Source organism: Pleurocapsa sp. PCC 7327, from assembly GCF_000317025.1.
Lineage (GTDB): Bacteria > Cyanobacteriota > Cyanobacteriia > Cyanobacteriales > Microcystaceae > Hydrococcus.
The window spans coordinates 3,477,457-3,503,296 of the sequence record NC_019689.1; the positions used below are offsets into that span (position 1 = coordinate 3,477,457).

General features: G+C 44.6%; 24 protein-coding genes and 2 tRNA genes. 18 read left to right on the plus strand and 8 right to left on the minus strand.

The window, feature by feature from the left end:
- The first annotated feature begins 403 nt into the window (after positions 1-403).
- The 5 genes from PLE7327_RS15505 (at position 404) to PLE7327_RS15530 (ending at position 6,217) form a co-directional block, all read left to right on the plus strand.
- Entirely contained in the window at positions 404-1,021 is a 618-nt protein-coding gene (locus PLE7327_RS15505) for a 7-carboxy-7-deazaguanine synthase QueE (protein ID WP_015144752.1), read from the plus strand.
- 62 nt (positions 1,022-1,083) lie between these two features.
- A complete protein-coding gene (gene queC, locus PLE7327_RS15510) occupies positions 1,084-1,788 on the plus strand; it encodes a 7-cyano-7-deazaguanine synthase QueC (protein ID WP_041392212.1) in 705 nt (234 codons plus the stop codon).
- A 239-nt stretch (positions 1,789-2,027) separates the two neighbouring features.
- Positions 2,028-2,960 (plus strand): homoserine kinase, encoded by a 933-nt coding sequence (thrB, locus tag PLE7327_RS15520; RefSeq protein WP_015144754.1) that lies wholly within the window; start codon positions 2,028-2,030, stop codon positions 2,958-2,960.
- 319 nt (positions 2,961-3,279) lie between these two features.
- Positions 3,280-4,350, plus strand: coding sequence for a circadian clock protein LdpA (gene ldpA / locus PLE7327_RS15525; protein WP_015144755.1), 1,071 nt, complete (start codon positions 3,280-3,282; stop codon positions 4,348-4,350).
- A 49-nt stretch (positions 4,351-4,399) separates the two neighbouring features.
- Positions 4,400-6,217 (plus strand): R3H domain-containing nucleic acid-binding protein, encoded by a 1,818-nt coding sequence (locus PLE7327_RS15530; RefSeq protein WP_041392216.1) that lies wholly within the window; start codon positions 4,400-4,402, stop codon positions 6,215-6,217.
- Between the two features lie 40 nt (positions 6,218-6,257).
- Here the strand turns inward: PLE7327_RS15530 and PLE7327_RS15535 are convergent.
- Positions 6,258-6,338, minus strand: a tRNA-Leu gene (locus PLE7327_RS15535).
- 294 nt (positions 6,339-6,632) lie between these two features.
- On the opposite strand from PLE7327_RS15535, the gene PLE7327_RS15540 reads away from it, so the two are divergent.
- From PLE7327_RS15540 to lnt, 4 genes are all read left to right on the plus strand, one after another.
- Entirely contained in the window at positions 6,633-7,637 is a 1,005-nt protein-coding gene (locus PLE7327_RS15540) for a zinc-dependent alcohol dehydrogenase family protein (protein ID WP_015144757.1), read from the plus strand.
- 153 nt (positions 7,638-7,790) lie between these two features.
- Positions 7,791-8,723 (plus strand): decaprenyl-phosphate phosphoribosyltransferase, encoded by a 933-nt coding sequence (locus tag PLE7327_RS15545; protein ID WP_015144758.1) that lies wholly within the window; start codon positions 7,791-7,793, stop codon positions 8,721-8,723.
- Between the two features lie 3 nt (positions 8,724-8,726).
- On the plus strand, positions 8,727-9,266 hold the full coding sequence (locus tag PLE7327_RS15550) for a YqeG family HAD IIIA-type phosphatase (RefSeq protein ID WP_015144759.1): 540 nt from the start codon (positions 8,727-8,729) through the stop codon (positions 9,264-9,266).
- A 112-nt stretch (positions 9,267-9,378) separates the two neighbouring features.
- Complete coding sequence (lnt, locus tag PLE7327_RS15555) at positions 9,379-10,968, plus strand: apolipoprotein N-acyltransferase (RefSeq protein WP_015144760.1); 1,590 nt, start codon at positions 9,379-9,381, stop codon at positions 10,966-10,968.
- Between the two features lie 92 nt (positions 10,969-11,060).
- Here lnt and PLE7327_RS15560 read toward each other — a convergent pair whose 3' ends face one another.
- Positions 11,061-12,527, minus strand: coding sequence for a DASH family cryptochrome (locus PLE7327_RS15560; RefSeq protein WP_015144761.1), 1,467 nt, complete (start codon positions 12,525-12,527; stop codon positions 11,061-11,063).
- Positions 12,528-12,876: 349 nt separating this feature from the next.
- Between PLE7327_RS15560 and sir the strand changes: the two genes are divergently transcribed.
- Positions 12,877-14,802 carry a sulfite reductase, ferredoxin dependent gene (gene sir / locus PLE7327_RS15565; RefSeq protein WP_015144762.1) on the plus strand — a complete coding sequence of 642 codons (1,926 nt, stop codon included), beginning with the start codon at positions 12,877-12,879 and terminating at the stop codon, positions 14,800-14,802.
- A gap of 27 nt (positions 14,803-14,829) precedes the next feature.
- On the opposite strand, the gene ruvA is transcribed toward sir, so the two are convergent.
- The 3 genes from ruvA to PLE7327_RS15580 form a co-directional block, all read right to left on the minus strand.
- Positions 14,830-15,468: a Holliday junction branch migration protein RuvA gene (gene ruvA / locus PLE7327_RS15570; protein WP_015144763.1), complete on the minus strand. Its 639-nt coding sequence runs from the start codon at positions 15,466-15,468 to the stop codon at positions 14,830-14,832.
- Positions 15,469-15,555: 87 nt separating this feature from the next.
- A complete protein-coding gene (locus PLE7327_RS15575; protein WP_015144764.1) occupies positions 15,556-16,305 on the minus strand; it encodes a sucrose-phosphate phosphatase in 750 nt (249 codons plus the stop codon).
- Between the two features lie 25 nt (positions 16,306-16,330).
- A complete protein-coding gene (locus tag PLE7327_RS15580) occupies positions 16,331-16,849 on the minus strand; it encodes a hypothetical protein (protein WP_186005328.1) in 519 nt (172 codons plus the stop codon).
- A gap of 479 nt (positions 16,850-17,328) precedes the next feature.
- On the opposite strand from PLE7327_RS15580, the gene rsmA reads away from it, so the two are divergent.
- Genes rsmA through PLE7327_RS15595 form a run of 3 tightly spaced genes read left to right on the plus strand, consistent with a single transcriptional unit; the run spans position 17,329 to position 19,538 of the window.
- Positions 17,329-18,162, plus strand: coding sequence for a 16S rRNA (adenine(1518)-N(6)/adenine(1519)-N(6))-dimethyltransferase RsmA (gene rsmA / locus PLE7327_RS15585; protein ID WP_217523169.1), 834 nt, complete (start codon positions 17,329-17,331; stop codon positions 18,160-18,162).
- A gap of 37 nt (positions 18,163-18,199) precedes the next feature.
- Positions 18,200-19,153, plus strand: coding sequence for a 4-(cytidine 5'-diphospho)-2-C-methyl-D-erythritol kinase (gene ispE, locus PLE7327_RS15590; protein ID WP_015144767.1), 954 nt, complete (start codon positions 18,200-18,202; stop codon positions 19,151-19,153).
- Between the two features lie 40 nt (positions 19,154-19,193).
- Positions 19,194-19,538, plus strand: coding sequence for a DUF3082 domain-containing protein (locus tag PLE7327_RS15595; protein WP_015144768.1), 345 nt, complete (start codon positions 19,194-19,196; stop codon positions 19,536-19,538).
- A 67-nt stretch (positions 19,539-19,605) separates the two neighbouring features.
- Here the strand turns inward: PLE7327_RS15595 and PLE7327_RS15600 are convergent, their stop codons facing one another.
- On the minus strand, positions 19,606-20,895 hold the full coding sequence (locus PLE7327_RS15600; protein ID WP_015144769.1) for a glucose-1-phosphate adenylyltransferase: 1,290 nt from the start codon (positions 20,893-20,895) through the stop codon (positions 19,606-19,608).
- Positions 20,896-20,998: 103 nt separating this feature from the next.
- Positions 20,999-21,072: transfer RNA gene (locus tag PLE7327_RS15605), tRNA-Pro, on the minus strand.
- A gap of 91 nt (positions 21,073-21,163) precedes the next feature.
- On the opposite strand from PLE7327_RS15605, the gene lipA reads away from it, so the two are divergent.
- The 5 genes from lipA (at position 21,164) to PLE7327_RS15630 (ending at position 24,878) form a co-directional block, all read left to right on the plus strand.
- Positions 21,164-22,057 carry a lipoyl synthase gene (lipA, locus tag PLE7327_RS15610; RefSeq protein ID WP_015144770.1) on the plus strand — a complete coding sequence of 298 codons (894 nt, stop codon included), beginning with the start codon at positions 21,164-21,166 and terminating at the stop codon, positions 22,055-22,057.
- Between the two features lie 244 nt (positions 22,058-22,301).
- Positions 22,302-23,525 (plus strand): RNA polymerase sigma factor SigC, encoded by a 1,224-nt coding sequence (sigC, locus tag PLE7327_RS15615; RefSeq protein WP_015144771.1) that lies wholly within the window; start codon positions 22,302-22,304, stop codon positions 23,523-23,525.
- Between the two features lie 191 nt (positions 23,526-23,716).
- The gene (locus tag PLE7327_RS15620; RefSeq protein WP_015144772.1) at positions 23,717-23,974 is read left to right on the plus strand and encodes a 2TM domain-containing protein; all 258 of its coding nucleotides are present in this window, start codon (positions 23,717-23,719) and stop codon (positions 23,972-23,974) included.
- Positions 23,967-24,275: a DUF3181 family protein gene (locus PLE7327_RS15625; protein WP_015144773.1), complete on the plus strand. Its 309-nt coding sequence runs from the start codon at positions 23,967-23,969 to the stop codon at positions 24,273-24,275. The genes PLE7327_RS15620 and PLE7327_RS15625 overlap by 8 nt, the downstream gene beginning before the upstream one ends.
- A 171-nt stretch (positions 24,276-24,446) precedes the next feature.
- Positions 24,447-24,878 carry a CoA-binding protein gene (locus PLE7327_RS15630; protein ID WP_015144774.1) on the plus strand — a complete coding sequence of 144 codons (432 nt, stop codon included), beginning with the start codon at positions 24,447-24,449 and terminating at the stop codon, positions 24,876-24,878.
- Between the two features lie 145 nt (positions 24,879-25,023).
- Here the strand turns inward: PLE7327_RS15630 and PLE7327_RS15635 are convergent, their stop codons facing one another.
- Positions 25,024-25,752: a superoxide dismutase gene (locus PLE7327_RS15635; RefSeq protein ID WP_015144775.1), complete on the minus strand. Its 729-nt coding sequence runs from the start codon at positions 25,750-25,752 to the stop codon at positions 25,024-25,026.
- Between the last annotated feature and the right edge of the window lie 88 nt (positions 25,753-25,840).

The following is a 25,840-nucleotide window of genomic DNA, read 5'->3' on the forward strand; positions in this document are numbered from 1 at the left end:
GCGATCGCATTTGCTTGGTTTGCGCCTTTGGAAACGCTGTGCGGATCGCCAGATCGCCTCTCATTGAAAAATCTAAACTATCCTACAAAGCTTAACAGTTAGTTTCTAAACCCAGGCGGATTCGAGATAATGGAAAAGGGTTTAGATTGCAAAAAACGCGAAATCGCGATCGCACTCAATTCACCATCCCAGCCAATTCCCTAATAAGTAGGCAGACAAAATTAATTACACAAGTATGCTAAGGTCTTGCGCTCTTCGCATTAGCCGTCGGGGAATTAATTCCCCGTCTTATATATTAAGTCTATTGAAATGGTCTAAAACACCTGTTGGGTGGTCTTTAGACGACTAGAAATACGAGGCAGCGATTTCAATCGCCGACTGTTCTTTTATCGGGGCGCGATCTATGAAAACAACTATTATCGAGACGATTACCTATCCCATTGTCGAAACCTTTCACTCGGTTCAAGGAGAAGGCGCTTGGACTGGTGTCAGTGCTTTTTTTATTCGACTGGGAGGGTGCGATGTTTACTGTCCTTGGTGCGATCAGAAAGAATCGTGGAAGGCCAAGCGCCATCCCCAGCGATCGCTCGTAGAATTAGCAACAGAGGCAAAAGCAGCTAATCCCGCTATTATTATTATTACCGGAGGCGAGCCGCTAATGCACGACCTCAATCCTTTAACCCGACAACTGCGAAAGTTAGGATTGCGGGTTCATTTAGAAACCTCTGGCGCACATCCCTTTAGCGGTCAATTCGATTGGGTAACATTTTCTCCCAAACAATACAAACTGCCCCACAACAGCATCTACGATCGCGTTAGCGAACTTAAAGTTGTAGTAACCAATCCCGAAGATTTACAATGGGCAGAGCAGCAAGCGACGCAAATTCCGCCAGAAGCGCTTAAATATCTGCAACCAGAATGGAATACGCCGCAAAGCCAGCAGATAATTTTCGATTACGTCTTGCAACACCCCGAATGGCGAATTAGTCTACAAATGCATAAATTTTTGGGGGTGAGATAATCGTAGGGGTAAGCCATGCCTTGCCCGTCGAGCGATCGATTGAGGAGGAAAGTTTAACAGTCGTGTCGAAAGCAGTAGTTTTGTTATCTGGGGGATTAGATTCGGCAACAACGGCGGCTATTGCCATCGCTGACGGATACGAAGTTATTGCCTTATCTTTTCGCTACGGTCAGCGTCACGAACGCGAACTGGCAGCAGCGACAAAAATAGCCAAAACATTAGGCATTAAAGAACACTATACCGTCGATGTCAATTTATCGCAGTGGGGAGGTTCTGCTCTAACTGACGTATCGCTCGAGGTACCTAAAGATGGGGTTCGAGCGGACATAATTCCAGCGACTTACGTTCCTGGCAGAAATACCGTTTTTATTGCGATCGCGCTGTCTTTAGCCGAAGCAAAAGGGGCTGAGGCGATTTATTTGGGCATTAATGCGGTAGACTATTCTGGTTATCCCGACTGCCGTCCAGAATACCTTGAAGCCTATCAGCAACTCGCCAACCTCTCTTCCAAAATTGGCGTAGAAGGAAAAGCGCCTCGCTTAGTTGCTCCCTTGGTGAAAGACTCGAAAGTCGAGATCGTTCGTCGCGCCTTGCGTTTGGGGGTTCCGATTCAGGATACCTGGTCTTGCTATCAAGGAGGCGAAGACCCTTGTGGGGTATGCGATTCCTGTCGCATTCGCGATCGCGCCCTCATTGAAGCCGACGTTGCCGAACTGGCGACCCCCACCGGACGAGAACTCTACTATGCGGAAGAGATGAAGGGATGAGGGATAACTGGAAGACTAGGAGACGGGGGGACTGGGAGTGTGGGGAATGTGGGAAGTGCGGGAGGTGTGGGGAGATGGGAAGACAAGACAGACAAGGGGACAAGGGAAAAGGAAAAGGGGAAGGGAGAAAAACGAAAATGAAAATGCCCTTTGCCCTTTACCCTTTCCCCCAATCCCAATGACCAATGACCAATGACAAAGGACAACTGACCAATCCCCAATCCAAAATCCAATAACCCATGACCAATGACAAAGTAGTTACCGTTACCGTTCCCGCAACGACCGCCAACCTAGGTCCTGGTTTTGACTGTATGGGTGCAGCATTAACCCTCTATAACCAATTTCAATTTACCCTCTTGCCAAAGGCAGAAACGGATACAGTAGAAATTACAGTCAAGGGAATGGAAGCCCAACGGGTAAGTTTAGACAAAAATAATCTCTTGTACCAATCCTATGTCAAGCTGTATCAGCACTTGGAAAAAAAGCCCCCAAGCGTTGCCATTGAGATTCAGTTGGGCATTCCCCTCGCGCGGGGGTTGGGCAGTTCGGCAACGGCAATCGTCGGCGGATTGGTGGGGGCAAATCTGCTTGCCGGAAGTCCCCTAGATGTCTCAGAAATAATGGAACTCTCTATTGCCTTGGAAGGACATCCCGATAATGTTGTTCCCGCCCTGCTGGGCAATTGTCAGCTATCTGTAGGCGAAGCTGGCAATTGGCAAATCTGCGAAATTCCCTGGGATAGTAATATCGTTCCCGTAGTAGCTATTCCCGATTTTGAACTGTCTACAGAAGAAGCGCGATCGGTTCTTCCTAGCCAAATTAATCGCAGCGATGCGATATTTAATATGGCTCGCTTGGGATTGCTGGTAAGGGGCTTAGAAACGGGACGGGGAGACTGGCTACGCATGGCAATGGAAGACAAGCTGCATCAGCCATACCGTCAAGGATTAATTCGCGGTTATGAAACGGTCAAATCGGCAGCTTTGTCTGCTGGCGCTTATGGAATGGTTATCAGTGGCGCGGGTCCTACTCTACTAGCTTTTAGCAATAAAGAGCAAGCGGAGTCAATCGCCTCAGCTATGGCGAAGGCTTGGAAAAGTGAAGGGGTCAGCGCAGAAGTCCGCTCTCTTTTTTTAGATACTCAGGGGACAAAAGTGACAAGCAGTGACTAAAATTTCTGATTCCTTAGAGGATGTCTAAAAAGTCAGATGCTTGTAGTATAATGTAGTATAAAGCACTAAGCGATTCATGCTAGCGATCGCCCTCCAAAACCCAACCCTGATAATTGAGTAGTAAAAGGAGCTGACTGAGCGAGGAGGTGAGACAATTGTCGTTAAATCTTTGGAATTTGTCTCCAATTGGAGACAAAAAAATGACAAAGGCTACTTCAGCAAGCTAGATCTAGAACTAGAAAGCAAGACAGTCGCTCCCCGTCTTTAGATAGACAAAATCTCTTCCTCAATTAAAGGGAAATCGCATTAGGATATAGGTGTGAGCGATCTATATTGCCCTATCCATTCTCTCAAAGAAGGGAACTGGTTCAAGCTCATCTGCGGAGCTAGCTTCCAAGACCTTCCTGCCATTCGCAGTCTCGCCCTAGCATATACTCTAGCAGGTGCCGACTGCATAGATGTTGCTGCCGATCCAGCTGTCATTACTGCCGCCAAAGAAGGAATAGCCGTGGCTGGAGAACTAGCAGAAGCAGCGAAAGGAAAAGGATTTACTGGGGGTAGTTTGCCTTGGTTGATGGTTAGCTTAAACGATGGGGAAGATCCCCATTTTCGCAAAGCGGAATTTGACTCAACCCAATGTCCTAGCGAGTGCCATCGCCCCTGCGAGACGATTTGCCCCGCAGATGCGATCGCATTTCAAGAAATTGGTTTCTCTGGCGTGTTAGATTCGCGATGTTACGGCTGCGGTCGCTGTTTGCCAGTTTGTCCGAGCCAGCTTATCATAACTCGCTCCTATGTTTCAACGCCAAGTGCGATTGCGCCTTTGATTCAAGAGATGGACATCGACGCGATTGAAATTCATACTCAAGTCGGGCATGGAGAAGATTTTAAGCGACTGTGGAGCGCGATCGCATCCTGGTGTCATCGATTGAAAGTTATCGCGATTAGCTGTCCCGACCATCCAGTCCTAATCGATTACTTGTACGAACTCTATAAACTAATGTCACCCTTACCCTGTCCCTTAATTTGGCAAACCGACGGTCGTCCTATGAGTGGCGACATTGGTAGAGGAACGACTCGCGCGGCGATCGAGCTTGCCCAAAAAGTCTTGAAGGCACGTTTGCCGGGATACGTTCAACTCGCTGGCGGAACCAACTCTCATACCTTACCCAAACTGCGATCGATGGGATTACTTAAGCAGAATTCCGAATGCTTCTATATATCTGGCGTTGCCTACGGAAGTTATGCGCGGACTCTGCTTGCGCCGATTTTAGACAAATTAGAATCCGCACAACTAGAAAATTGTCCGCAATTACTTTGGCAGGCGGTCGGGCGAGCCTATTCCCTAGTATCCCAGCTCAAGCCAGCCGCGCTCTCTCTCCAGCCATAATTTTTTTCGATCCCTCATCCTCATTAGCCTTGACTAACGCTAAGTTGTTATGTTAGACCCCAAGACAAACAACTTTTCACAACAAACGAATTCATCAGTAGCCCCCTTGTCATTGATGCCAGAAACATTCCCTTCCCACCGGATGCAAATCACAGACGATTTGAATAAATTGTTAGAAATTCTGCCAGAAAAAATTCGCGCCAAAGTCGAGCAGCATCCAAAACTAGAAAGCTTAGTTGAAGTGGTCATGGATTTGGGAAGGCTTCCAGAGGCTCGCTTTCCAAATGAAGCCGTTTATTTAGGCGATGTCCCCGTATCTAAAGAAGACTTGCAGTATTCGATCGATCGCGTGGGAACTTTTAGCGGCGACAACCGAGCGGGAATCGAGCGCACGCTCCACCGGATCAGTGCCATTCGCAATCGAACGGGGGAAATCGTTGGCTTAACCTGCCGCGTTGGTCGAGCGATTCTCGGCACGATCGAGGCGATCCGCGACTTGGTAGAAACGGGCAAATCGATTCTGCTGTTAGGTCGTCCCGGAGTTGGAAAAACCACTGCTCTGCGGGAAATTGCCAGAGTTTTAGCCGATGAATTTCACAAACGGGTCGTGATTATCGACACCTCCAACGAAATTGCTGGTGATGGCGATATTCCTCACCCCGCGATCGGTCGCGCCAGAAGAATGCAGGTTGCCCGTCCGGAACTTCAACATCAGGTGATGATCGAGGCGGTGGAAAACCACATGCCAGAAATCATCGTCATCGACGAAATTGGTACCGAACTCGAAGCAATGGCGGCGCGAACCATTGCCGAACGCGGCGTGCAACTGGTAGGAACGGCACACGGCAATCGAATTGAAAATTTGATTAAAAATCCAACGCTATCCGATTTGGTAGGTGGGATACAGGCGGTTACACTGGGCGACGAAGAAGCCAGACGGCGAGGTTCTCAAAAGACCGTGTTGGAGCGCAAAGCGCCCCCAACTTTTGAAATTGCTATAGAAATGCTAGAGCGACAGCGTTGGGTGGTTCACGAGGATGTTGCCAACACCGTTGATGACTTATTGCGGGGACGCGAACCCACTCTGCAAGTGCGAACTATCGATGAGAATGGGAGGGTAACGATTACTGAGGAACATCCGCAGCTGCAAACCGTAGGAGGATTGGTGAGTAGTACCCCAACCGTTGTTGCTCCGCCTCGTCCGAGCGGTTGGCGAGCATCGGGACGGATGACTCCCGTTTCCCCTTTGGAAGGGGAACGATACAGTGCTAAGACAGACTTTGAGCAGATGCTCGATCGCTCTTGGTATCAGCCAGAAAAGTCCTCAGAAAAAATTCGCACTCCCGGTCCGAATGGAGAAGACTGGCCCGTATACGTCTATCCCTACGGTGTCGGTCGCTCTCAAATCGAACAAGTTGTCGAGATTCTCAATCTGCCCATCGTTATCACAAAAGATATGGACAATGCTGATGTGGTGTTGGCACTGCGATCGCATGTAAAAAACCATTCCAAACTACGACAAATTGCCAGAGCGCGTCAAATTCCCATCCACGGAATTAAATCTAATACCATTCCTCAAATTACTCGCGCTTTGCGGCGGATTTTGGGAATGGACGATCCCAATATTCCGGAAACGACCGATCTGCGCTTGTTTGCCAGCAATGGCAGCGACGACGAAATCGAAGCGCTCGAAGAAGCGAGGCTGGCAGTCGAACAAATCGTGATCCCCACTGGGCAACCCGTAGAGTTACTGCCGCGATCGCCGAGAATTCGTAAAATGCAACACGAACTCGTCGAACACTATCGCCTTCACTCCGACAGTTTCGGAGAAGAACCCAACCGCAGGCTACGGATTTATCCGGCATAAACAAAGGCAGGGGCGTTTCGCCAACTGCCCCTATTTGGCATGCGGACGAAGAGACTCGAACTCTTACGTCAGAGACACTAGAACCTAAATCTAGCGCGTCTACCAATTCCGCCACGTCCGCTTGCGTCCAAAAAATCATTATAACAGATAGAAACGCAAATGTAAGATGCGATCGCTCCATCTCAGATCTTGCACTCACGCTTCACTCGAGCGAGGGAATGAATTCCTAAGCTCGATCGCAAAAGTCCTTGCCTATAAAACTAAATGATTACTAGATAAGGCTTTCAGTCTATTTTAATAGACTTATGCTGTTAGCTAAAAAAATGATTTCTTGGCTAGATTGGTTATGGCGCAAGATATAAGTTCAGTAAAGATCTAATACGATCGATACAAACAGTCGAACGATACTAGACCCATGAAAGCAATTGTAATGAGAACACCTGGCAACCCTGATGTCTTATCACTTCAGGAGGTGCCAGAACCTAAAATCGAAAAACCCACCGAAATTTTAGTTAAACTCAAAGCCGCAGGCATCAATCCCATCGATACCAAACTGCGCCAGCGAGGAACTTTTTACCCAGACCAAATGCCAGCGATTTTAGGATGCGACGGCGCTGGTATTGTCGAGGCAGTAGGATCTGAGGTTCGGGAATTCAAACCAGGCGATGAAGTATATTACTGCGCTGGAGGACTCGGTAAGTCAGGAACGGGAAATTATGCTCAATTCGCTGTCGTCGATGAAAGCTTAGTTGCTCGCAAACCGCGATCGCTTTCCTTTGCAGAAGCCGCAGCCGTTCCCTTGGTTCTGATTACGGCTTGGGAATCGCTCTACGATCGAGCCAGACTGGAACCCGGACAAAAGGTTTTGATTCATGCCGGTGCAGGAGGAGTCGGTCACGTTGCCATCGGGCTAGCCAAGCTAAAAGGCGCTCAAGTCTGTACGACAGTTAGTTCTCCAGACAAAGAGAGGTTAGTTCGTCAGTTTGGTGCCGATGAGCCAATTCTTTACAAACAGACGGATTTCGTGCAAGCCGTTTTAAACTGGACGAATGGAGAAGGAGTCGATATCGCCTTCGATACCGTCGGCGGAAAAACGTTTTTTGATAGCTGTTCGGCAGTACGGGTGTATGGAGATTTGGTCACGATTCTCGAACCGGATCCAGCTTTAGGAAATTTGAAAGTCGCCCGCAATCGTAACTTGCGCATTAGCCTAGAATTAATGCTAACTCCAGCTTTGATGGGGCTGGCGAACGCCCAAAAATACCAAACGGAGATTCTCAAGCAGTGTGCCGCCTGGATTGACGAGGGCAAGTTGAAAATCCATCTCAGTCAAACTTTTCCCCTAGAAGAGGCGGCGGAGGCTCATCGCTTGCTAGAAACAGGATCGATGACGGGCAAGCTTGCCTTGGTAATTGATTGACCCAAACGATTGACGGGTAAGATTTGTATCGATTACTCAATCGGGAAAGAATCCCGCACCTTCTATGATGCGTCGGGATCTGTCAAATTTGCCCTTGCCATCAAAATCGAATTTTGAGACGATACGAGCGTAAGCGCTGACAGGTTAAACTCCTTGAACATTCCTCATCTAGCTGCCTTAAGACCGCGGCAGTGGAGCAAAAATCTAATTGTTTTCGCCGCCCCTCTCTTTGCTTTCAGTATTAACGGGCAAACATTTTTGGGGAGTTTACTGGCATTTATCTTATTTTGCTGTACTTCTAGCAGTTTTTACTTAATTAACGACATCGCCGATGTCGAATCGGATCGCCGCCATCCAGTTAAGTGCAAGCGCCCCATTGCATCCGGGTTAGTCAGTATTCCCGTCGCTATTAGTATGGCAGCAGTTCTGTCGATCGGGGCTTTAACGATTGGCTGGTGGCGATCGCGCTATTTAGGTCTCACCCTTCTCAGTTATGCTCTGCTACAAGTCGTCTACAACCTGCGACTCAAGCGCACCGTCATCCTGGACATCATTGCGATCGCGACGGGATTTGTTTTAAGAGCCTATGCCGGAGCAGCCGCCACCAATATCGTTCTATCTCCTTGGTTTTTGCTCTGTACGGCGATGTTAGCGCTCTTTTTAGGAATCGAAAAGCGAAAAGCCGAGTTGCGACTGGTCAAAATTCTAGCATCTCAAGGCGGTAAAATGCGATCGGTTCTCAGACGCTACTCTCTTCCGCTATTAAGCCGCATGGAGAGCGTGGTTACTACGGGAGCGGTGATTTCCTACGCGCTTTGGAGTGCGGGTCCCCAGCTTAAGGGAGCTTCAACTCCTTGGATGTTATTGACATTGCCCTTTGTAATCTATGGAATTTTTCGCTATCAACTTATTAGCGATCCAGAAGAAATTGCTCGCAGAAACGATACCGGATTAGAGAAAGGAGGACGAAGCGAACGACCGGAAGAAGTTTTATTAACTGACAAGCCGATTTTCTTTACTGTTATTATTTGGGTTATTGCTGTGTTCGTTATTTTGCTGCTCAAACAACAGGGAATAATCGAGTAACGGATGTTAAAAACACTTTCTTTATTTACTGTCGCCTTTCGGTCTATCGGTCGTCGCCAACAAGTTTCTACCATAGCTTCTATCAAGATCGAAGTCCTCCAGATGGCAGGAATCAAGGGAATCATTCTCGATCTAGACAATACCGTAGTTTCGGAAGACGATCGCTATCTATCTCCCCATGCAGAAACCTGGATCGAAACAGCGAAATCGCAGGGATTTAAGTTTTTTATCCTCTCTAATGGCAAGCGAAAACATCGGGTGCTTTATTGGTCTAAACGCCTAGATATTCCAGCGATTAATCCTGCTCGCAAGCCATTGCCCTTTGCTTTTGGGAAGGCACTAAAACGAATGCAGCTTCGATCGAGTCAAGTTGTGGTCATCGGTGATAGTTTGCATACTGATGTCATGGGGGCATTTTTTTCTGGTTGCTCGTGCATTCAAGTTGCCAGTCTTCCCCATCCTCCGCGTTGGTGGGAGAAACTGTTCGGAAAATGGGTACAGATCCCCTATCCTTGCGATCGCGAACTTTGGGAATTAGATTGACTTTTAGTCATTTATCATTAGTCATTTGTCCTTCGTCAAATGCAAAAATTTTCTCTTAAAGGTTAGATTGGTTATATGCATTGAGTTTGGACAAGTAACTTTTAATTAGAGCATGAGACAAATTATATTTGCTCTCTTTGGTGGAATATTAATGGGGCTTACCCCCACACCTAAAAACGCTTTTTATTTGGCGTGGGTTGCTTTAATACCGCTCTGGATATTAACGATTAAAAGTAAAAAAATTGAGTTAGCGTTTTTAAGCCAAAAAGCATTTCTAGCTCCTTTTTTCGACTCAAAAGTTATAATTCCCTTTGCTTGGGGATTTGGCTATCATGGCTTAGCTTTATTTTGGATTACTGGTGTCCATCCGATGACTTGGATGGGAGTTCCTTGGTTGGCGAGTTTAGCGATCGCAATTTTTTGTTGGTTGTTTATTACTTTTTGGGGAGCAGCTTTAGTAGTTGCTTGGTCGTTAGGAATGACCTTTTTTGAGAAATTAAGACTTAAAAGATTTAAAGATAATTTTACTCCTATCGATGCTCTCTTGCGAGTTTTAATAGGAACAGCTATTTGGTGTGGTTTGGAATCGATTTGGAGTCAGGGTTCTTTGTGGTGGAGTTCTTTATCTTATACCCAAAGTCCTTACAATTTAGCCATTTTACAGTTCGGTCAATTTTCAGGATCGTCAACGATTACAGCTTTAATTATAGCAATTAATGGATTAATCGCCGAGGGATTAATTTTTACTAATAAAAAAAGTCAAATAGCCAAGTTTTCCTTGCTAGTTTTACCTATAACTCTCTGTTTTATCTTGCATTTATATGGCTCTTATCTTTACGATCGACCAGTTGAGAAGTCTAGCAAAACAGCTATAAAAGTTGGAATTATTCAAGGAAATATCCCTAATGAAATCAAGCTTTATGCCGAGGGGTTTCGCAAAGCCATTGAAGGTTATACTAACGGCTACAAAATTTTAGCAGATCGAGGCGTTGATGCAGTCTTAACGCCTGAAGGCGCTTTGCCTTTTCTTCCAAGCGACTTGATGCGTAGTCCTCTTATCGCAGCTATTCGAGAAAAAGGCGTTGTTGCTTGGGTAGGAGCGTTTGCAGGCAAGGAACTTGGTTACGTTAATACTCTATATACCATTACTGGTAAGGGCGACATTTTTAGCCGCTATCACAAGGTAAATTTAGTACCGTTTGGTGAATATGTTCCTTTTAGAGAAATTATTGGCGGCGTAATTAAACGATTGTCGCCTCTAGACGACCAACAAATTGCAGGAAATCCAAACCAGATATTTGATACTCCCTTGGGACGAGCAATTGTAGGAATCTGCTATGATTCAGCTTATGGAGAACATTTTCGCCGTCAAACGGCACGAGGAGGTGAGTTTATCATTACTGCTTCTAATAATGCTCATTATAGCAAAGCGATGCCCGCTCAACACCATGCTTTAGATGTTATGCGAGCGATTGAAACTGACAGATGGGCAGCGAGAGCTACAAATACGGGTTATTCTGCTGTTGTCGATCCTCGCGGCAAAACTTTATGGATTTCTAGAATTAATACTTATGAACTTCATGTCGATACAATTTATCGGCGACAAACCCAAACTTTGTACGTAAAATGGGGAGATTGGTTGACGGTAGTTTTATTAGTTTTGGGAATTAGTAGTTGGTCGTTGAGATTTCTTTATTTTTAAACTTATGGTAGTCAGTCTAGAAGTAGACAGAGAATAAATCTCTGCCTAAAATGCTAAACCCCGTTTAAACTCTGATGAATTGAAAAACGATATTACCTGCAATATACAGCAGCTTGATAAATCTGTTCATTGTTTTTAATTGATTGGAAAAAATCAACTATTGGACGCGGATAATCTACGCCAATTCTGACTCTAAAATGCTTTTGTTCTTCTTGGGATAATTTCCAAGGTTCGTGAATTTTATCGCCTGGAAGAGAAGCTAATTCTAGCAACCAATGTCTCAAATAATCTCCTTTAGAATCGTAATCTTTAGACTGTTTGAGAACATTAAAATATCGAAACCCACGGGCATCATTTCCTACACCAGCCGTATAATTCCAATTTCCATAATTACTACATACATCATAGTCAATTAATAAAGACTCAAACCATTCTGCACCCATTTGCCAATTAATTCCTAAATTTTTTGTCAAGAAACTAGCAACATTTTGTCTGCCTCGGTTCGACATAAATCCCGTTGCTGCCAATTCTCGCATGTTAGCATCAACTAGGGGATAACCTGTCTTTCCTTCCTGCCAAAGTTGAAATCTTTTCCAGTCTTCTTTCCAAGGAATATCTAGTCCTTGCAAGCCAGATTTACGAAATATCCTATTGCCATGCTTGGCACAAATAAATCTAAAAAAGTCTCGCCACATTAATTCAAAAACTAACCAATAAGTAGAATCGTTTTTAATTCTTTCTGACTCATATTTTTGCACTTGTTCGTAAATCAGACGGGGAGATAAACAGCCTAAAGCTAGCCAAGGAGAAAACTTCGATGAATAATCTAAACCCAACATGCCGTTACGAGTTTCTTTATAAGTTCTGAGGCAATCTTTTTCCCAAAAATAATTATGTAGCCGAACCAATCCTTTTGTTTCTCCTCCTTGAAACTTCAAAACAGCTCGTTCGTCAAATATAAGTTCCTCAATTCCTAATTCCAATAGCTGGGGAATTTCTCCTGGCTCCACCTTTGGTAGTGGGGGTAATTTTTGCGGAGATGGTAAGGTTGGATCGATTGTAGATTTTTTTTCGAGTTGTTTGCGAAAATTAGTAAAAAGTTCGGGTATTTGGTGTATTTTAAAAGGTAGATTATCGGGATGATAAAGCGTAGCACCCCAGAAGCTATTGACTTTTACTCCTATTTGAGACAAGGCTTTTTTGAGCGATTTTTCGACGGCTAATTCTTCGGATGTAACTTCCTCGTGATAGTAAACGGCATCAATATTTAGTTCTTGAGCGAGAGCGGGTATAATTTTTTCTGGGAATCCTAGACGTACAATTAAATTACTGCCGAGTTTTTGTAGAGAATTTCGCAAATCTGCAACGCTTTCTCGTAAAAATTGCGCGCGAAATTTACCTGTTTTTGGAAAGCCAAAATAAGTTTGGACAAATTGTCTTTTGTCGAAGCAATACACTGGTATTATTTGAGCCTTTTCTTTTAGTGCTTGATAGATTAGTTTGTTATCGTGTATGCGCAGATCGTTCCTATACCAGATTAAAATTCGTTTGCTAGTCATGTTTATAGTTAAGAGATAGATTGTTTTTATTTACAGAACTTAATATATAGTCTAGCTTGTTTGAATTTGGTTTATCTTGGCTCGATAGCTAATAAATCTCCAATTTTTTGGATTTTGACCGATTTAAATTTCATCGCCGCAATCTAGAAAATAGTCCTCTTTATACGTAAGAATCGTGTGACTTATTGATAATCGATTGGTACTGGGATTATTTCCGTCTCCGTCGTAGATATAAAAGACAGATTTATGTCACAATTTTTAAAGACTTGATGGCGATCGTTAACGGTTAAGATAGAAGCAGTGGCTAAAATCTCGAGCCGCTAATAGCTATAATTCAGTATTTATTCCAATGGTTGATACTCCGGTTTCGTCAACGCAAAAACTTTCTAAGGTAGAAGGAATTAAAGAGCGCAGCAATTTTTTACGCGAACCTTTGGCGACTCAACTGCTAGAAGATACGACTCACTTTGGGGAAGATGCCGTTCAAATTCTCAAGTTTCATGGCTCCTATCAGCAAGATAATCGCGATAACCGAGTTAAAGGGCAGGAAAAAGACTATCAATTCATGCTGCGCACCAGAAGTCCGGGAGGCTTTATTCCAGCACAGCTATATCTTACCCTAGATCGCCTCGCGGACGAATACGGCAACCATACGCTACGAGTTACGACTCGTCAGGGATTTCAGCTTCACGGTATTCTCAAGAAAAATCTTAAGGCAGCCCTATCCGCGATCGTGCGCAATATGGGGTCAACTTTAGGCGCTTGTGGCGACCTTAATCGCAACGTTATGGCACCGCCCGCCCCCTACAAAAACCGCCCAGAATATCAGTATGCTTGGGAATATGCTAATAATGTCGCCGATTTATTAGCTCCCCAGACGGGCGCTTATTACGAAATTTGGCTTGATGGAGAAAAGGTCATTAGTGCTGAAGAAGCGCCAGAAGTCAAAGCAGCAAGAAGGCGCAATGTCAACGGTACGATTTTTCCCGATAAGGAAGAACCGATTTATGGCGATCGCTATATGCCCCGCAAGTTCAAATGTTGCGTTACAGTACCTGGGGATAATTCAGTCGATCTCTACACCAATGACGTTTGCTTGGTTGTTATTACGAATAGAAAAGGAGAACTCGAAGGCTTTAATGTCCTAGCAGGCGGAGGGTTAGGCCGCACTCACAATAAAGAAGAGACATTTCCCCGCATGGCAGATCCCATCGGATACGTAGACAAGGAAGATGTCTACGACTTGATGAAAGCGATTGTTGCCACGCAGAGGGATTATGGCGATCGCGCCAATCGTCGTCATGCCAGAATGAAATATCTTCTGCACGATTGGGGCGTAGAGAAATTCCGCACCCGGGTAGAGGAATATTTTGGGAAAAAATTAGCCCCCTTTAAACTTCTACCGGACTGGAAATATCAAGATTACCTTGGCTGGCACGAACAGGGAGATGGCAAGCTATTTTTGGGGATTTCCGTCGAAAATGGTCGCATTAAAGATGAAGGTAGCTTCCAATTAAAAACCGCCCTGCGCAAAATTGTCGAGCAATTTAACCTGCCGATCCGTCTAACCCCCAACCATAACGTTATTCTCTACGAAATCGAACCATCGCAGAAATCGGCGATCGAAGATACTCTGCACCAGCACGGCATTATCACCGATCCCAAAGAAATCGATCCTTTGGTACGCTATTCTATGGCTTGTCCCGCGTTACCTACCTGCGGACTCGCGATCGCGGAATCAGAACGGGCGCTTCCTGGGGCAATCGATCGCATTCGCGCATTGCTCGATAAACTAGGACTAGCTAAGGAACGCTTTGTCATCCGCATGACGGGATGCCCCAATGGCTGCGCCAGACCTTACATGGCAGAATTAGGGTTTGTCGGTATAGCCCCCGATGTCTATCAAGTGTGGCTGGGCGGAACGCCCGATCAAACTAGATTGGCGCAAGCTTATGAAGATAAATTGCATATTTCTAATTTAGAAGGCTTTTTCGAGCCAATTTTTGTTTACTTCAAACAAAATAAGCGATCGAAAGAAAGTTTTGGCGAGTTTTGTCATCGCGTCGGGTTTGAGGCATTGCGGGAATTTTCTGCCTCCTACGAACTGGGGAGTTATGCTAAGTTAAGTAAGTCCCGCAGAATTCGCAAAAATCAGAATCGAGTCAGCGTCCGCGACGAACTGTTTGCCCGTCTTAAAGAAGCTTCGATAAAGCGAGAAAAACCGATGAATCAAATCGTCGCCGAGGCACTGGAAGCGTATTTGGGCGCTCGTTAACAAGCAAGGGCATGGCAATACCATGCCCTACTTATCGATACTCAAAGTAGCGATCGCGCTTTTGATCCATTCTTCTACATGAGGATTTTTCAACATTTGATTGTCTTTACTCAAAGCAGATAATGCTTGGTTAATTTCCTCGTTAGTATAGCCCAAGGCTAATAAGGTCATCTCGACATCTTCGAGAATTTCAGCACGAGGAATGGCAGATGCACTAGAGACGGTTACGCCGACTACTTGTCGCCATTGGGCTAATTTTGTTTTGAGTTCTAGGGCAATTCGTTCGGCAGTTTTTGCGCCCACGCCAGGAGTTTTGGCTAAAGTTTTGGTATTTCCCGTAACGATCGCTCGAACTAATTCTTCTAATCCTAGAGTATCGATTAGCGCGATCGCGAGTTGCGTACCAATGCCACTGACGCTAATTAATTGCCGAAATAAATCTCGTTCTGCTGCTGAAGCAAAACCATAAAGAATCTGTCGATCTTCCTGAATTTGTAGGTACGTAAAAATTTGAATGAGTTCTGAATTATCGGCAGATAATTGGCGGGCAAAGCGAGAAGGGATTTGGATTTCGTAACCAATTTGATTGATTTCTAGAATGAGAATGATGCGATTGTTGGTGTTTTTGAGAATTTCAATTGTCTTGCCTTTGAGGTAGTTAATCATGTTTTATCTCACACAAAAGAGGCACGGGTGCGCCACCTGCGGGCGCACATTGAATGCGGTCGCGCTTCAGACGCAGAGAAAGAGGGACTAGAGAAAGTTAAAGTATTGTAGACCTTCTAGAATGCCGTTGGCATAGTAAGCTTGGGCAAAGTATCGATAATCGGTTTGGTTTTCTTGATACCATTGCCGCAATTCTGGTTTGGCATTACCGACGATAATGCCTCGTTCTTCTCCTCGAAATAGGGCGATATCGTTGCCAGAATCGCCACAGACGACGGTTTGTTGCGCATCAATTTCTAACTTTTGTCGCAGAAATTGTACGGCAAGTCCTTTGTCTCCACTACTGGGTAAAATATCGAGATCTTGACCGGCACTGTAGACTAATTTGGTTTGTAAACCATGCTGCGACAAGGTTGATTCTAATCTGGGGAGAACTTCAGCAGCAGCTTGTTCGGTAATATAGTAACTGACTTTGAAGGCATTTTGTTCCGATCGCGGTTGAGGTACTAAGAAGTCGACAAAATGACTCGCGATCGCGCAAATTTCGTCTCGATCCCATCCTTGAGATAACATTTCTGCCCACTCCCAGTCAAATTTTTCCTCACTAGGGTTAAAGTAAATTTCAGTCCCGACGGAGGTAATTAATGCATCTGGGGGCAAGAGAGACTTCTCTTGGGCAATTTGTTGATAAAGGTAAAGCGATCGCCCAGTCGCATACACGATTTTTGTACTATATTCCTGGCGATGTTGGCTGAGTTTTTGGTTGAGGGTTTGCAGGGCAAGGTCGTCGCCTACTAAGGTATTGTCTAAGTCAGTGATGAATAAAAATGAAGCCATTTTATTTAAGATTTTGGATTAAATATTAATTATCTTCTAATACAATTCCAGTTTTTGGATCGATTGTATTGGCGATAACAGCTTTGCCTGTAATTGTAGTGCGATCGGGGATCTCTGATTCGGCTGTATAACGATTGTCTACATATGTATTTCCATCAAAGCGAATTCGCCAATAATTTGGAGGAAGACTACCTCCCTCAGTCAAAATAATTAAATCGTTCCATCCATTTGTTTTTTCATCTGAGATAATAATTGGATTTGTCGTCGTTGGAATTTTGGCAATTAAAGAATAAGTTGCTCCGCGAGGTTCGAAAACATATAAGGTACAGCCTCCGCTGCCACAGATTGACGAACCTACGGCATAAATAATTACCTCCGAGCGGCGATCGCTGTTGAGATCGACCGAATTATAATAATAACGAATGGTTTCAGCACGAGCGTCGATCGCCTGTCTAATTGCTGCTTGAATTGCCGGATCGGGAGGCTCGGTTGCTGAAGAAATGTATTCAATATTTTCTAGATTAATTTCTCGAACAGATGGCAATTTTTTCTTAGGCAACCTAATCCTAATTCGATATCTAATAAATTTAGAATAATTTCCTGAAAATTGGAATGGGAAAGTTTTTTTAAGGTCGCGCGGTTCGCTTATGATTGGTTTGGCAGCTAAAGCTAAGCAGGGGAATAATATACCTATTATTAATATCCACAAAGTAGCACGCTCGATCGCTTTTATCATTACTTTTAATTCTGACGAAGGCAATTGAATTCAGAAGCTTTTAAAGACAATTCTACCAATTAAAATATTATAGGAATAGGAGTATTGATTTCGGTTGGCAAATATTTTTGTAAAAACTATTGAAAAATTTAACAGTTTGTCCCAAAACTATAGAAGGTCATGTTGAGCGGAGCGATAGCGAAGTGAAACATCTTAGTGAAACATCTTAGTGTACTAACTCCAAACAGAGATTCTTTATTGCGTTCTCCTGCACTCAAAATGACAAAATGGACTTATGGACTTTTCAGATGTCCTCTAACATGGAACTAACCGCTCGACCTCGAAAGAGATTTGCCCAGCACTGGTTGCGTAGCGAAACGGCACTCAATAATATTGTAGAAGCCGCACGATTAAAAAAAAGCGATCGCCTTCTAGAAATTGGTCCTGGAACGGGAATTCTCACTCGTCGCCTCCTACCGGAAGTACAATCGGTCGTTGCTGTAGAGATAGACAGAGATCTATGCAAAAAATTAGTCAAAAGTTTGGGTAAAGTAGAAAACTTTTTGCTTTTACAAGGAGATATCCTATCTCTAGACATAGAGTCTTCTCTAGTTGATTTTCCCAGGTTTCAAAACCCGAATAAAGTTGTGGCTAATATCCCCTATAATATAACGGGATCAATTTTAGAAAAACTTTTAGGAACCATTGCAAATCCTACCACAAAAAATTATGAACTAATCGTTTTATTACTACAAAAAGAAGTTGCAGAAAGATTGACAGCTAAACCGGGTACAAAAGCTTATGGAGCCCTCTCTGTACAAGTTCAATATTTAGCTAACTGCGAACTGATTTGTGACGTTCCTGCTAGAGATTTTTATCCGCCTCCTAAAGTCGATTCTACCGTGATTCGCTTACAACCTAAAGTCAATGATAATCCAGCTAAAAATCCTCAATTTTTACAAACTTTAGTTAAGGTAGGCTTTGCCAATAAAAGAAAAATGCTGCGTAATAATTTGAAATCGATGATTGACAGCGATCGCTTGGATCGAGTTTTTACACAATTAAATATTAATCCTCAAAGTCGCGCAGAAGAGTTAAGCTTAGAGGAATGGATAAATCTCAGTAATTGTTTATCCGATTAATAAAATTATTCCGTTAATCCTATCAATCATCGTACAAATGCATTCGTATACCTTAATCGCCCCAGCCAAAATTAACTTGTATCTGGAAATTATCGGCGATCGCCCCGATGGATATCACGAACTGGTGATGATTCTCCAAAGCATTGACTTAGCGGATACAATCGAACTACGTCCTAACGGAACCGAACAAATCCGTCTCCATTGCAATAATCTGCAAGTTCCTTTAGATGTCAGCAATCTTGCCTATCGCGCGGTGGAGGTAATGCGAGAGGAATTTCCGAAAATTGCAGCCAATTATGGTGGAGTAGATATTTTTATCGACAAAAAGATTCCCGTAGCGGCAGGTTTAGCAGGTGGTTCTACCAATGGAGCTGCGGTTTTGGTAGGAATTAATCTCATGTGGGAACTCGGACTTACCATACCAGAATTGCAAACTCTAGGGGCAAAATTGGGATTGGACGTGCCTTTTTGCATATCTGGAGGAACCGCGATCGCAACGGGAAGAGGAGAACAATTAGATCCAATCGTCGATTTAGATAATCTCTGGGTTGTCTTGGCAAAATACCGCAGTTTGTCTGTATCGACTGCATGGGCATATAAAACCTACAAGCAGAAATTTGGCAGTTCCTATATCTCGGACTCTGAAGGCGTGAAATCTCGCACCGCCCAAATGCATTCGGGTTCGCTAGTCAGTGCGATCGCCCATAAAGATGGCGCTAGTATAGGGAAACTACTATACAACGATCTAGAGAAAGTTGTTTTACCTGCATTTCCTCAAGTAGCGCAATTGCGCGAAGCTTTTCAAGAGGTAGGATGTCTGGGAACGGTGATGTCGGGTTCTGGACCAACTGTATTTGCGCTGTGCGAGTCGAGCGATCGGGCAGAGATTGTTAGAGTAAAAGTCAGAGAAACTATTCCCGATCCAGATTTAGAATTTTGGGTTGCGCAGTTGTCGAGTGCAGGAATTGAGGTAGCTTCTTTTAGTAAGTAAATCAAAAACTCACGCAGAGGCGCTCCAGGCGCAGAGAATTATGACTCATTCGACTCCAGAACAAAAAAACGATTCATCAGTTGAAGCTAACGAGCAAAAAGTGACTCCTTTACGGTGTTTGCTGGGTTCTGTTCTTTCTGGATCGTTGGCGATCGCAATGTATTTTCTTACTTATTCTATCGCTTATACTTTTGCGACTAAACCGATTACTTCTACGAGTCAACTTGCGATTAGAATTTCGGCAGCTGTTCGGACTTTAGTAGTGGGAGTTGCTTCTTTAGGAACGTTTATTTTTGGGTTTGTTACTTTGGGTTTGATTCTTTTAGCCATTCAGTTAACCCTACAAATTTTCAAAGAAAAATTGTCATCTTCTTCAGATAATTAATAGGGGCAAGATTTTTCATAATTTAAAAAAAGCGGGACAAAGAAAAAATTTCCTTGTCCCTGACTTGCTAAATTACAGTTCCGTCAGGAATCGTCGCATTTTTCAGGACGACTACAATTCCGTTACGGATATAAAAACCATCCTTTTCGCGCTCGGCTTCTTCCACCCTGTCTTTATTGACAATTTGAACCTTGTGACCGATGCGGGCATTTTTATCCACGATCGCGCGGCGAATTGTCGTTCCAGCACCGATCCCCACAGATACCTTACCATTTTCGAGGTTAGATTGCCTCTCGGCAAACGGTTCGTAGAAATCAGACCCCATTAGCAAGCTATCTTCGATAACGCAGTCTTTTTCTACGCGGGTGCGAATGCCCAGAACAGAATGATGAATCCGGCATTCCTTAAGAATGCAACCTTCACTAATCATCGATTCGGTGATGGTGCAGTCGAGCATCTTAGACGGGGGTAAATAACGAGCGCGAGTATAAATAGGAGCCTTTTCATCATAGAAGCTAAAAGTCGGCTGAGGCTGTCGGGTCAGCGCTAAATTTGCCTCATAAAACGCTTCAATGGTTCCTATGTCTTCCCAATAGCCTTTAAATAGATAAGCCTGAATGTTATAGTCTTTGGCTGACGCTGGGATGATTTCCTTTCCGAAATCTGTATAATCTGGGTTGGCTTCTAAGAGCTTTTCTAGAACGTCTTTCTTGAAAACGTAAATGCCCATTGAGGCAATATAAGGATTTTCCTTTGCCTGTTGCGCAGACAATCCCAAAACGGTAGTATCTACCCGCATCTGTTTGAGCGTTTCGCCTTTGGGTTTTTCACAAAAATCAATAACCCTGCCGCTATCGTCAATTTTCATCAAACCAAAGCTAGATGCCGTCTTTTCCCCGATTGGGACGACGGAGAGAGTAATATCGGCATTCGTCTCCCGATGCCGTTGGATAAACAGGCTATAATCCATGCGATAGAGATGATCGCCCGACAAGATCAGGTACTCGTCTACATCCCACTCTTTCATGAGCCAGATATACTGACGCACTGCGTCGGCAGTTCCCTGAAACCAGCGAGGATTTTCCGCCGTTTGTTGAGCCGCTAAAACTTCCACAAATCCTTCACTGAAACCGGAGAAAGAATAAGTCCGGCTCAGGTGACGATTGAGAGAAGCCGAATTGAATTGAGTTAAAACGTAGATTTTGACAATTTCGGAATTGATACAGTTACTAACGGGGATGTCGATCAGGCGATATTTGCCTGCCAGTGGGACTGCTGGTTTTGCCCGTAGTTTAGTCAGCGGATAAAGGCGAGTCCCTGCGCCACCTCCGAGAATAATTGCTAAAACTCTTTTCACAAAAAAACCTCGCGACTGCCTATCATACCTTTCAACTAAAGTTTATGTCTGTCTGGGCAATATAGTACCCAATCGAGCAAGATTTTTTTTTAACTCATACAAATCGGGATGACTGGATTCGAACCAGCGGCCCCTTCGTCCCGAACGAAGTGCGCTACCAAGCTGCGCTACATCCCGCTTTTTTAATCCTATCACGAACCAAAATCCAAAATCGAGTAACTGTTACACTGATAACTGATAACCGATCGCTAAAAGGAGCAAGCTGGGCGTGACCGTCAAACCCGAATGGCTGAGAGTAAAAGCCCCTCAATGGCAACGTGTCGGCAGCGTCAAAGAAATTCTGAGGGATTTAGGACTCAATACCGTCTGCGAAGAAGCATCTTGCCCAAATATCGGAGAATGCTTTAATGCTGGGACAGCAACTTTTTTAATCATGGGGCCCGCCTGCACTCGCGCTTGTCCTTATTGCGATATCGATTTTGAGAAAAAACCCAAACCCCTCGATCCCACCGAACCCCTGCGATTGGCTGAGGCGGTACGGCGTTTAAAACTCAATCACGTAGTCATTACCTCTGTCAACCGGGACGACTTATCCGATGGCGGTGCCACTCAGTTCGTGCGCTGTATTGAGGAGGTTCGCAACCTTTCCCCACAGACGACGATTGAAGTTTTAATTCCCGATTTATGCGGCAATTGGGAAGCGTTAGCACTCATTTTGCAAGCTAAGCCAGAAGTTCTCAACCACAATACCGAAACCATTCCCCGCTTGTATCGGCGGGTACGTCCCCAAGGCAAATACGAGCGATCGCTCGAACTGCTCAAACGCACCCGCGAATTGGCTCCCTGGATTTATACCAAATCTGGAATTATGGTGGGACTTGGAGAAACCGATGCTGAAGTCACACAAGTCATGCGAGATTTACGCGCCGTCGATTGCGATATTCTCACCATCGGGCAATATCTCCAACCCTCTCAAAAACACTTAGGCGTTCAAGAATTTATTACTCCTGCTCGGTTTGATGCTTGGAAGGAGTATGGCGAGTCGATTGGTTTCCTACAAGTCGTCTCCTCTCCTCTCACTCGCAGTTCTTACCACGCCGAACAAGTAAAAGAATTAATGGAACGTCATCCGAGGGCAGTGACCAGCGCAAAAAATAATTAAACATCTTTCTGGAATAGTTCTCAACGACGATGTAGTTTGACCTAGCCCATATTCTTAGTTATGGCTTCCGGATCGATCGCTGCCGCCAAGTTGATGTAAATTCAGCCAAATCTCAATAACCCTAACCGAAACCTTAAAAAATTCTCGGCAGTGTTTATCTCAGACCCGAACTTGGGAATTCTATAAGTAGTCCGGTGATTCGGAAGCTTTCTATTGTGACTACCTTCGTTGTTGAGAAACTACTATGTCAGCTATTTTTTCTTACATTGATACGGAAGACTATTCAAATTTATCTGCCGAACGTTGGCGGGGAAATGAAACGGCAGATGAGCTGAGCGAACTCGAACTAGATGACACGAACGGGGTTGAAAAAAGTCGCAGTCGGACTACAACCGATTTAGTCCGATTATACCTTCAAGATATTGGTAGGGTCCCTCTACTTGGAAAAGAAGAAGAAGTTGCTAAAGCACAACAGGTTCAACGTTACGTCCAGTTAATCAACCTGCGAACTAAAGCAGCTAAAAATGGCAATGCGGCGATCGCGCGTTTTGTTGAAATTGTCGATACCCACGATCGCTTGGTATCTCAATTGGGTCTTCGCCCGTCTCTGGAACGCTGGGCGGCGGCTGTCAAGATGAATGTCTTTGAACTAAAACAAGCGCTGACAGAAGGAAAGCGTCACTGGGCAGAAATCGCTGGCATGGACGTTCAAGAGCTTGACAGGATTCAGAAAGCCGGAATCCGGGCAAAAGAACACATGATCGAAGCTAACCTGCGGCTAGTGGTTTCTGTAGCCAAGAAATATCAAAATCGCGGCTTAGAATTGCTCGATCTGATTCAAGAAGGAACGCTGGGACTAGAGCGAGCGGTAGAAAAATTCGATCCTACCAAAGGCTATCGGTTCAGCACCTACGCCTATTGGTGGATTCGCCAAGGAATTACCAGAGCGATCGCAACCCAAAGTCGCATCATTCGCCTTCCCGTCCATATTACAGAAAAACTCAACAAAATCAAAAAAGTTCAGCGTCAAATCACTCAAGAAAAAGGTCGTCCTGCTACGGCAGAAGAAATTGCCAAGCAACTAGAGATGACATCGGGTCAAGTTCGAGACATGTTGATGCGCGTGCCTCGTTCGGTTTCTCTAGAGGTCAAAGTTGGCAAGGACAAAGACACCGAACTGGTCGATTTACTCGAAACCGAAGATTCTTCTCCTGAAGATAATTTAGTTAGCGAATCCTTGCGCAAAGACTTACAACATCTTCTTGCCGACCTGACGACGCGGGAGAGAGAGGTTATCCAAATGCGCTATGGTTTCCAAGATGGTACGAGCTATTCTCTAGCAGATATCGGTCGCGCCCTCGATCTCTCTCGCGAACGAGTGCGGCAAATTGAAGCTAAAGCCTTGCAAAAGTTACGACAGCCAAAACGCCGAAACCAAGTTCGGGATTATTTTGAGGCTTTAAGCTAAACGATTCGCCCACGGTGAAAACCGTGGTTTTTTATTTATCCGACATGTTGAGTGCCGTCGTGCCACCAAGCTTCGTTATGGCACAGAGCTTCTACCACGACTAGCTAATAAGCGGAGTTTCAATTCATTAGCTTCGTTTACAATTAAAGTAAGGAGAACTTAGAACAAATTTATTCTCACTCCATCGACCTATGCCCCCTCGCTGGCCTCGTAAACCCGATCGCACAGATCCTGCCTATCGACGCTTAGACGACCGCATGAACTTTGCCGTTCACGTAGCAATTTTTCTGGCTTGTAATTCTGGCTTGTGGTTCGTCCACAATGTCAAACACGCCACCTGGTCTTGGATAGTTTGGTTTACAGGCATCTGGGCAATCATTTTGTCATTGCATCTAATTTACATTGCAGCGATCGCAGATTATTCTGTCGAATCTAAAACCAATGGCTAACTCTAAGACGACTCAAGCAATCGAAGCTCTTGCTGCTGAAATTGGCGAAAATATCTATATCGATGTCGCCAAGTGGCACCTCTATCTGTCTGATGCTCATCTCCATACTGTCGTTGCCGAAAAAGTTTATCCTCTCCTGGAAGATAAGTCGGTCAGCGAAGATGCGGTGGTAAAAATCCTCCGCAGTATTCCCGTCAAACTAGGTAGCGGCAGATTGGAAGTTCCGTTAGAAGAGCTTTTACCGATGCAGTGTCAAGTCAATTTGATTGACCTGTTAGAAGAATATCAAAAGAATCTTTAACTTGTCTGTGCCTACTCCTCTTTGAGTGACGCTTTTAAAATTGTCACTCAAACCGATCCGAAGATAGGAAAATCGACCATAATAGACTTGTGTGTGAGGAGTAAGAACGAAAGGTAAAGCTCTTGGGGTCGAAACACGGCCAGACTCCCAAGAGCTTTTCTCTTTAGCCCGATGCTCGTTATGACTTCTCTTCAATCCAACTCGGATGACAACACTATCCGCGACATCTTAACCAATGCCAAAGTCATTGCTGTCGTCGGTCATTCCGACAAACCTCACCGCACTAGCTATCAAATAGCTCAATTTTTGCGATCGGTTGGCTATCGAGTTTATCCCGTCAATCCAGCCGTGGCAGAAATTGAGGGACAGCCAAGCTATCCAACCCTAAAAGAAATCCCCGAATCTGTCGATATCGTCAATGTTTTCCGCCGTTCGGAACATTTGAGCGAGATCGTTGATGAAGCGATCGCCATTGGGGCAAAAACCGTTTGGGCGCAATTGGGAGTTAGCGATGCAGCTGCGGCACGAAAAGCGATCGGGGCAGGACTTAATATAATTATGGATGCTTGTATTAAAGTCGAATACCTGCGCTTAAAAATGTAAGCCAGTACATTCTGGCGCTGTTTTTGACACTCCAACTGAAGATCTCCACGCCAGTTGCTAATGACGCGGGGAACCTGCAACAGAGTCACTACTCATGAGCCACTAGCTAACCCGACGAAAGGTTACTACAAAAACTAGCGATCAATTATGATGCCATTGCTTGCTGGTAACGCTTATTTACCTCGTCCCAATTGACGACATTCCACCAAGCATCCAAATATTTTCCTCGCTCGTTTCTATATTTGAGATAGTAAGCATGTTCCCAAACATCATTGCCCATAACGGGATACATTCCCATCATCAAAGGACTATCTTGATTGGGCGTACCCATTATCTTTAGTTGCTTATTGCGATCGAGAACCAGCCAAGCCCAACCGCTACCGAATTGCTTGCTACCAGTATCGTTAAAAGCGGTTTTAAACTTATCAAAACTCCCAAAAGTCTTATCGATCGCTCTGGCGAGTTCTCCAGTTGGTCGATCCCCGCCCTTAGGACTCATGATCTCCCAAAACATGGTGTGATTGACATAACCGCCGCCATTGTTGCGAACGGTCGTGCGAATGTCTTGGGGCAAGCGATCGAGATCGCTGATGATTTCTTCTGCGCTTTGATTGGCTAATTGGGGATATTTACTAATGGCTGCATTAAAGTTTTTCGTGTAAGTAACATAATGCTTATCGTGGTGAAACCGCATGGTTTCCGCATCGATGTAAGGTTCGAGAGCATCATAAGCATAGGGAAGCGGGATCGCCTTAAAAGGTTTTTCCTCACTTCCCTGAGATTGAGCAAAGCTAGTTTTGGGGTACAGTCCTAAAGCGGCTGTCCCTGTAGTTGCGCCTAACAGAAATAGAAAATTGCGGCGATTAATAGTCATAGTTCGGGCAATTTAGAGTAAATGGGCAAACAAAATCGAGCATATCATCTCTGTGTCCCCACAAATTACTTAGCTGTTTCATAATCTA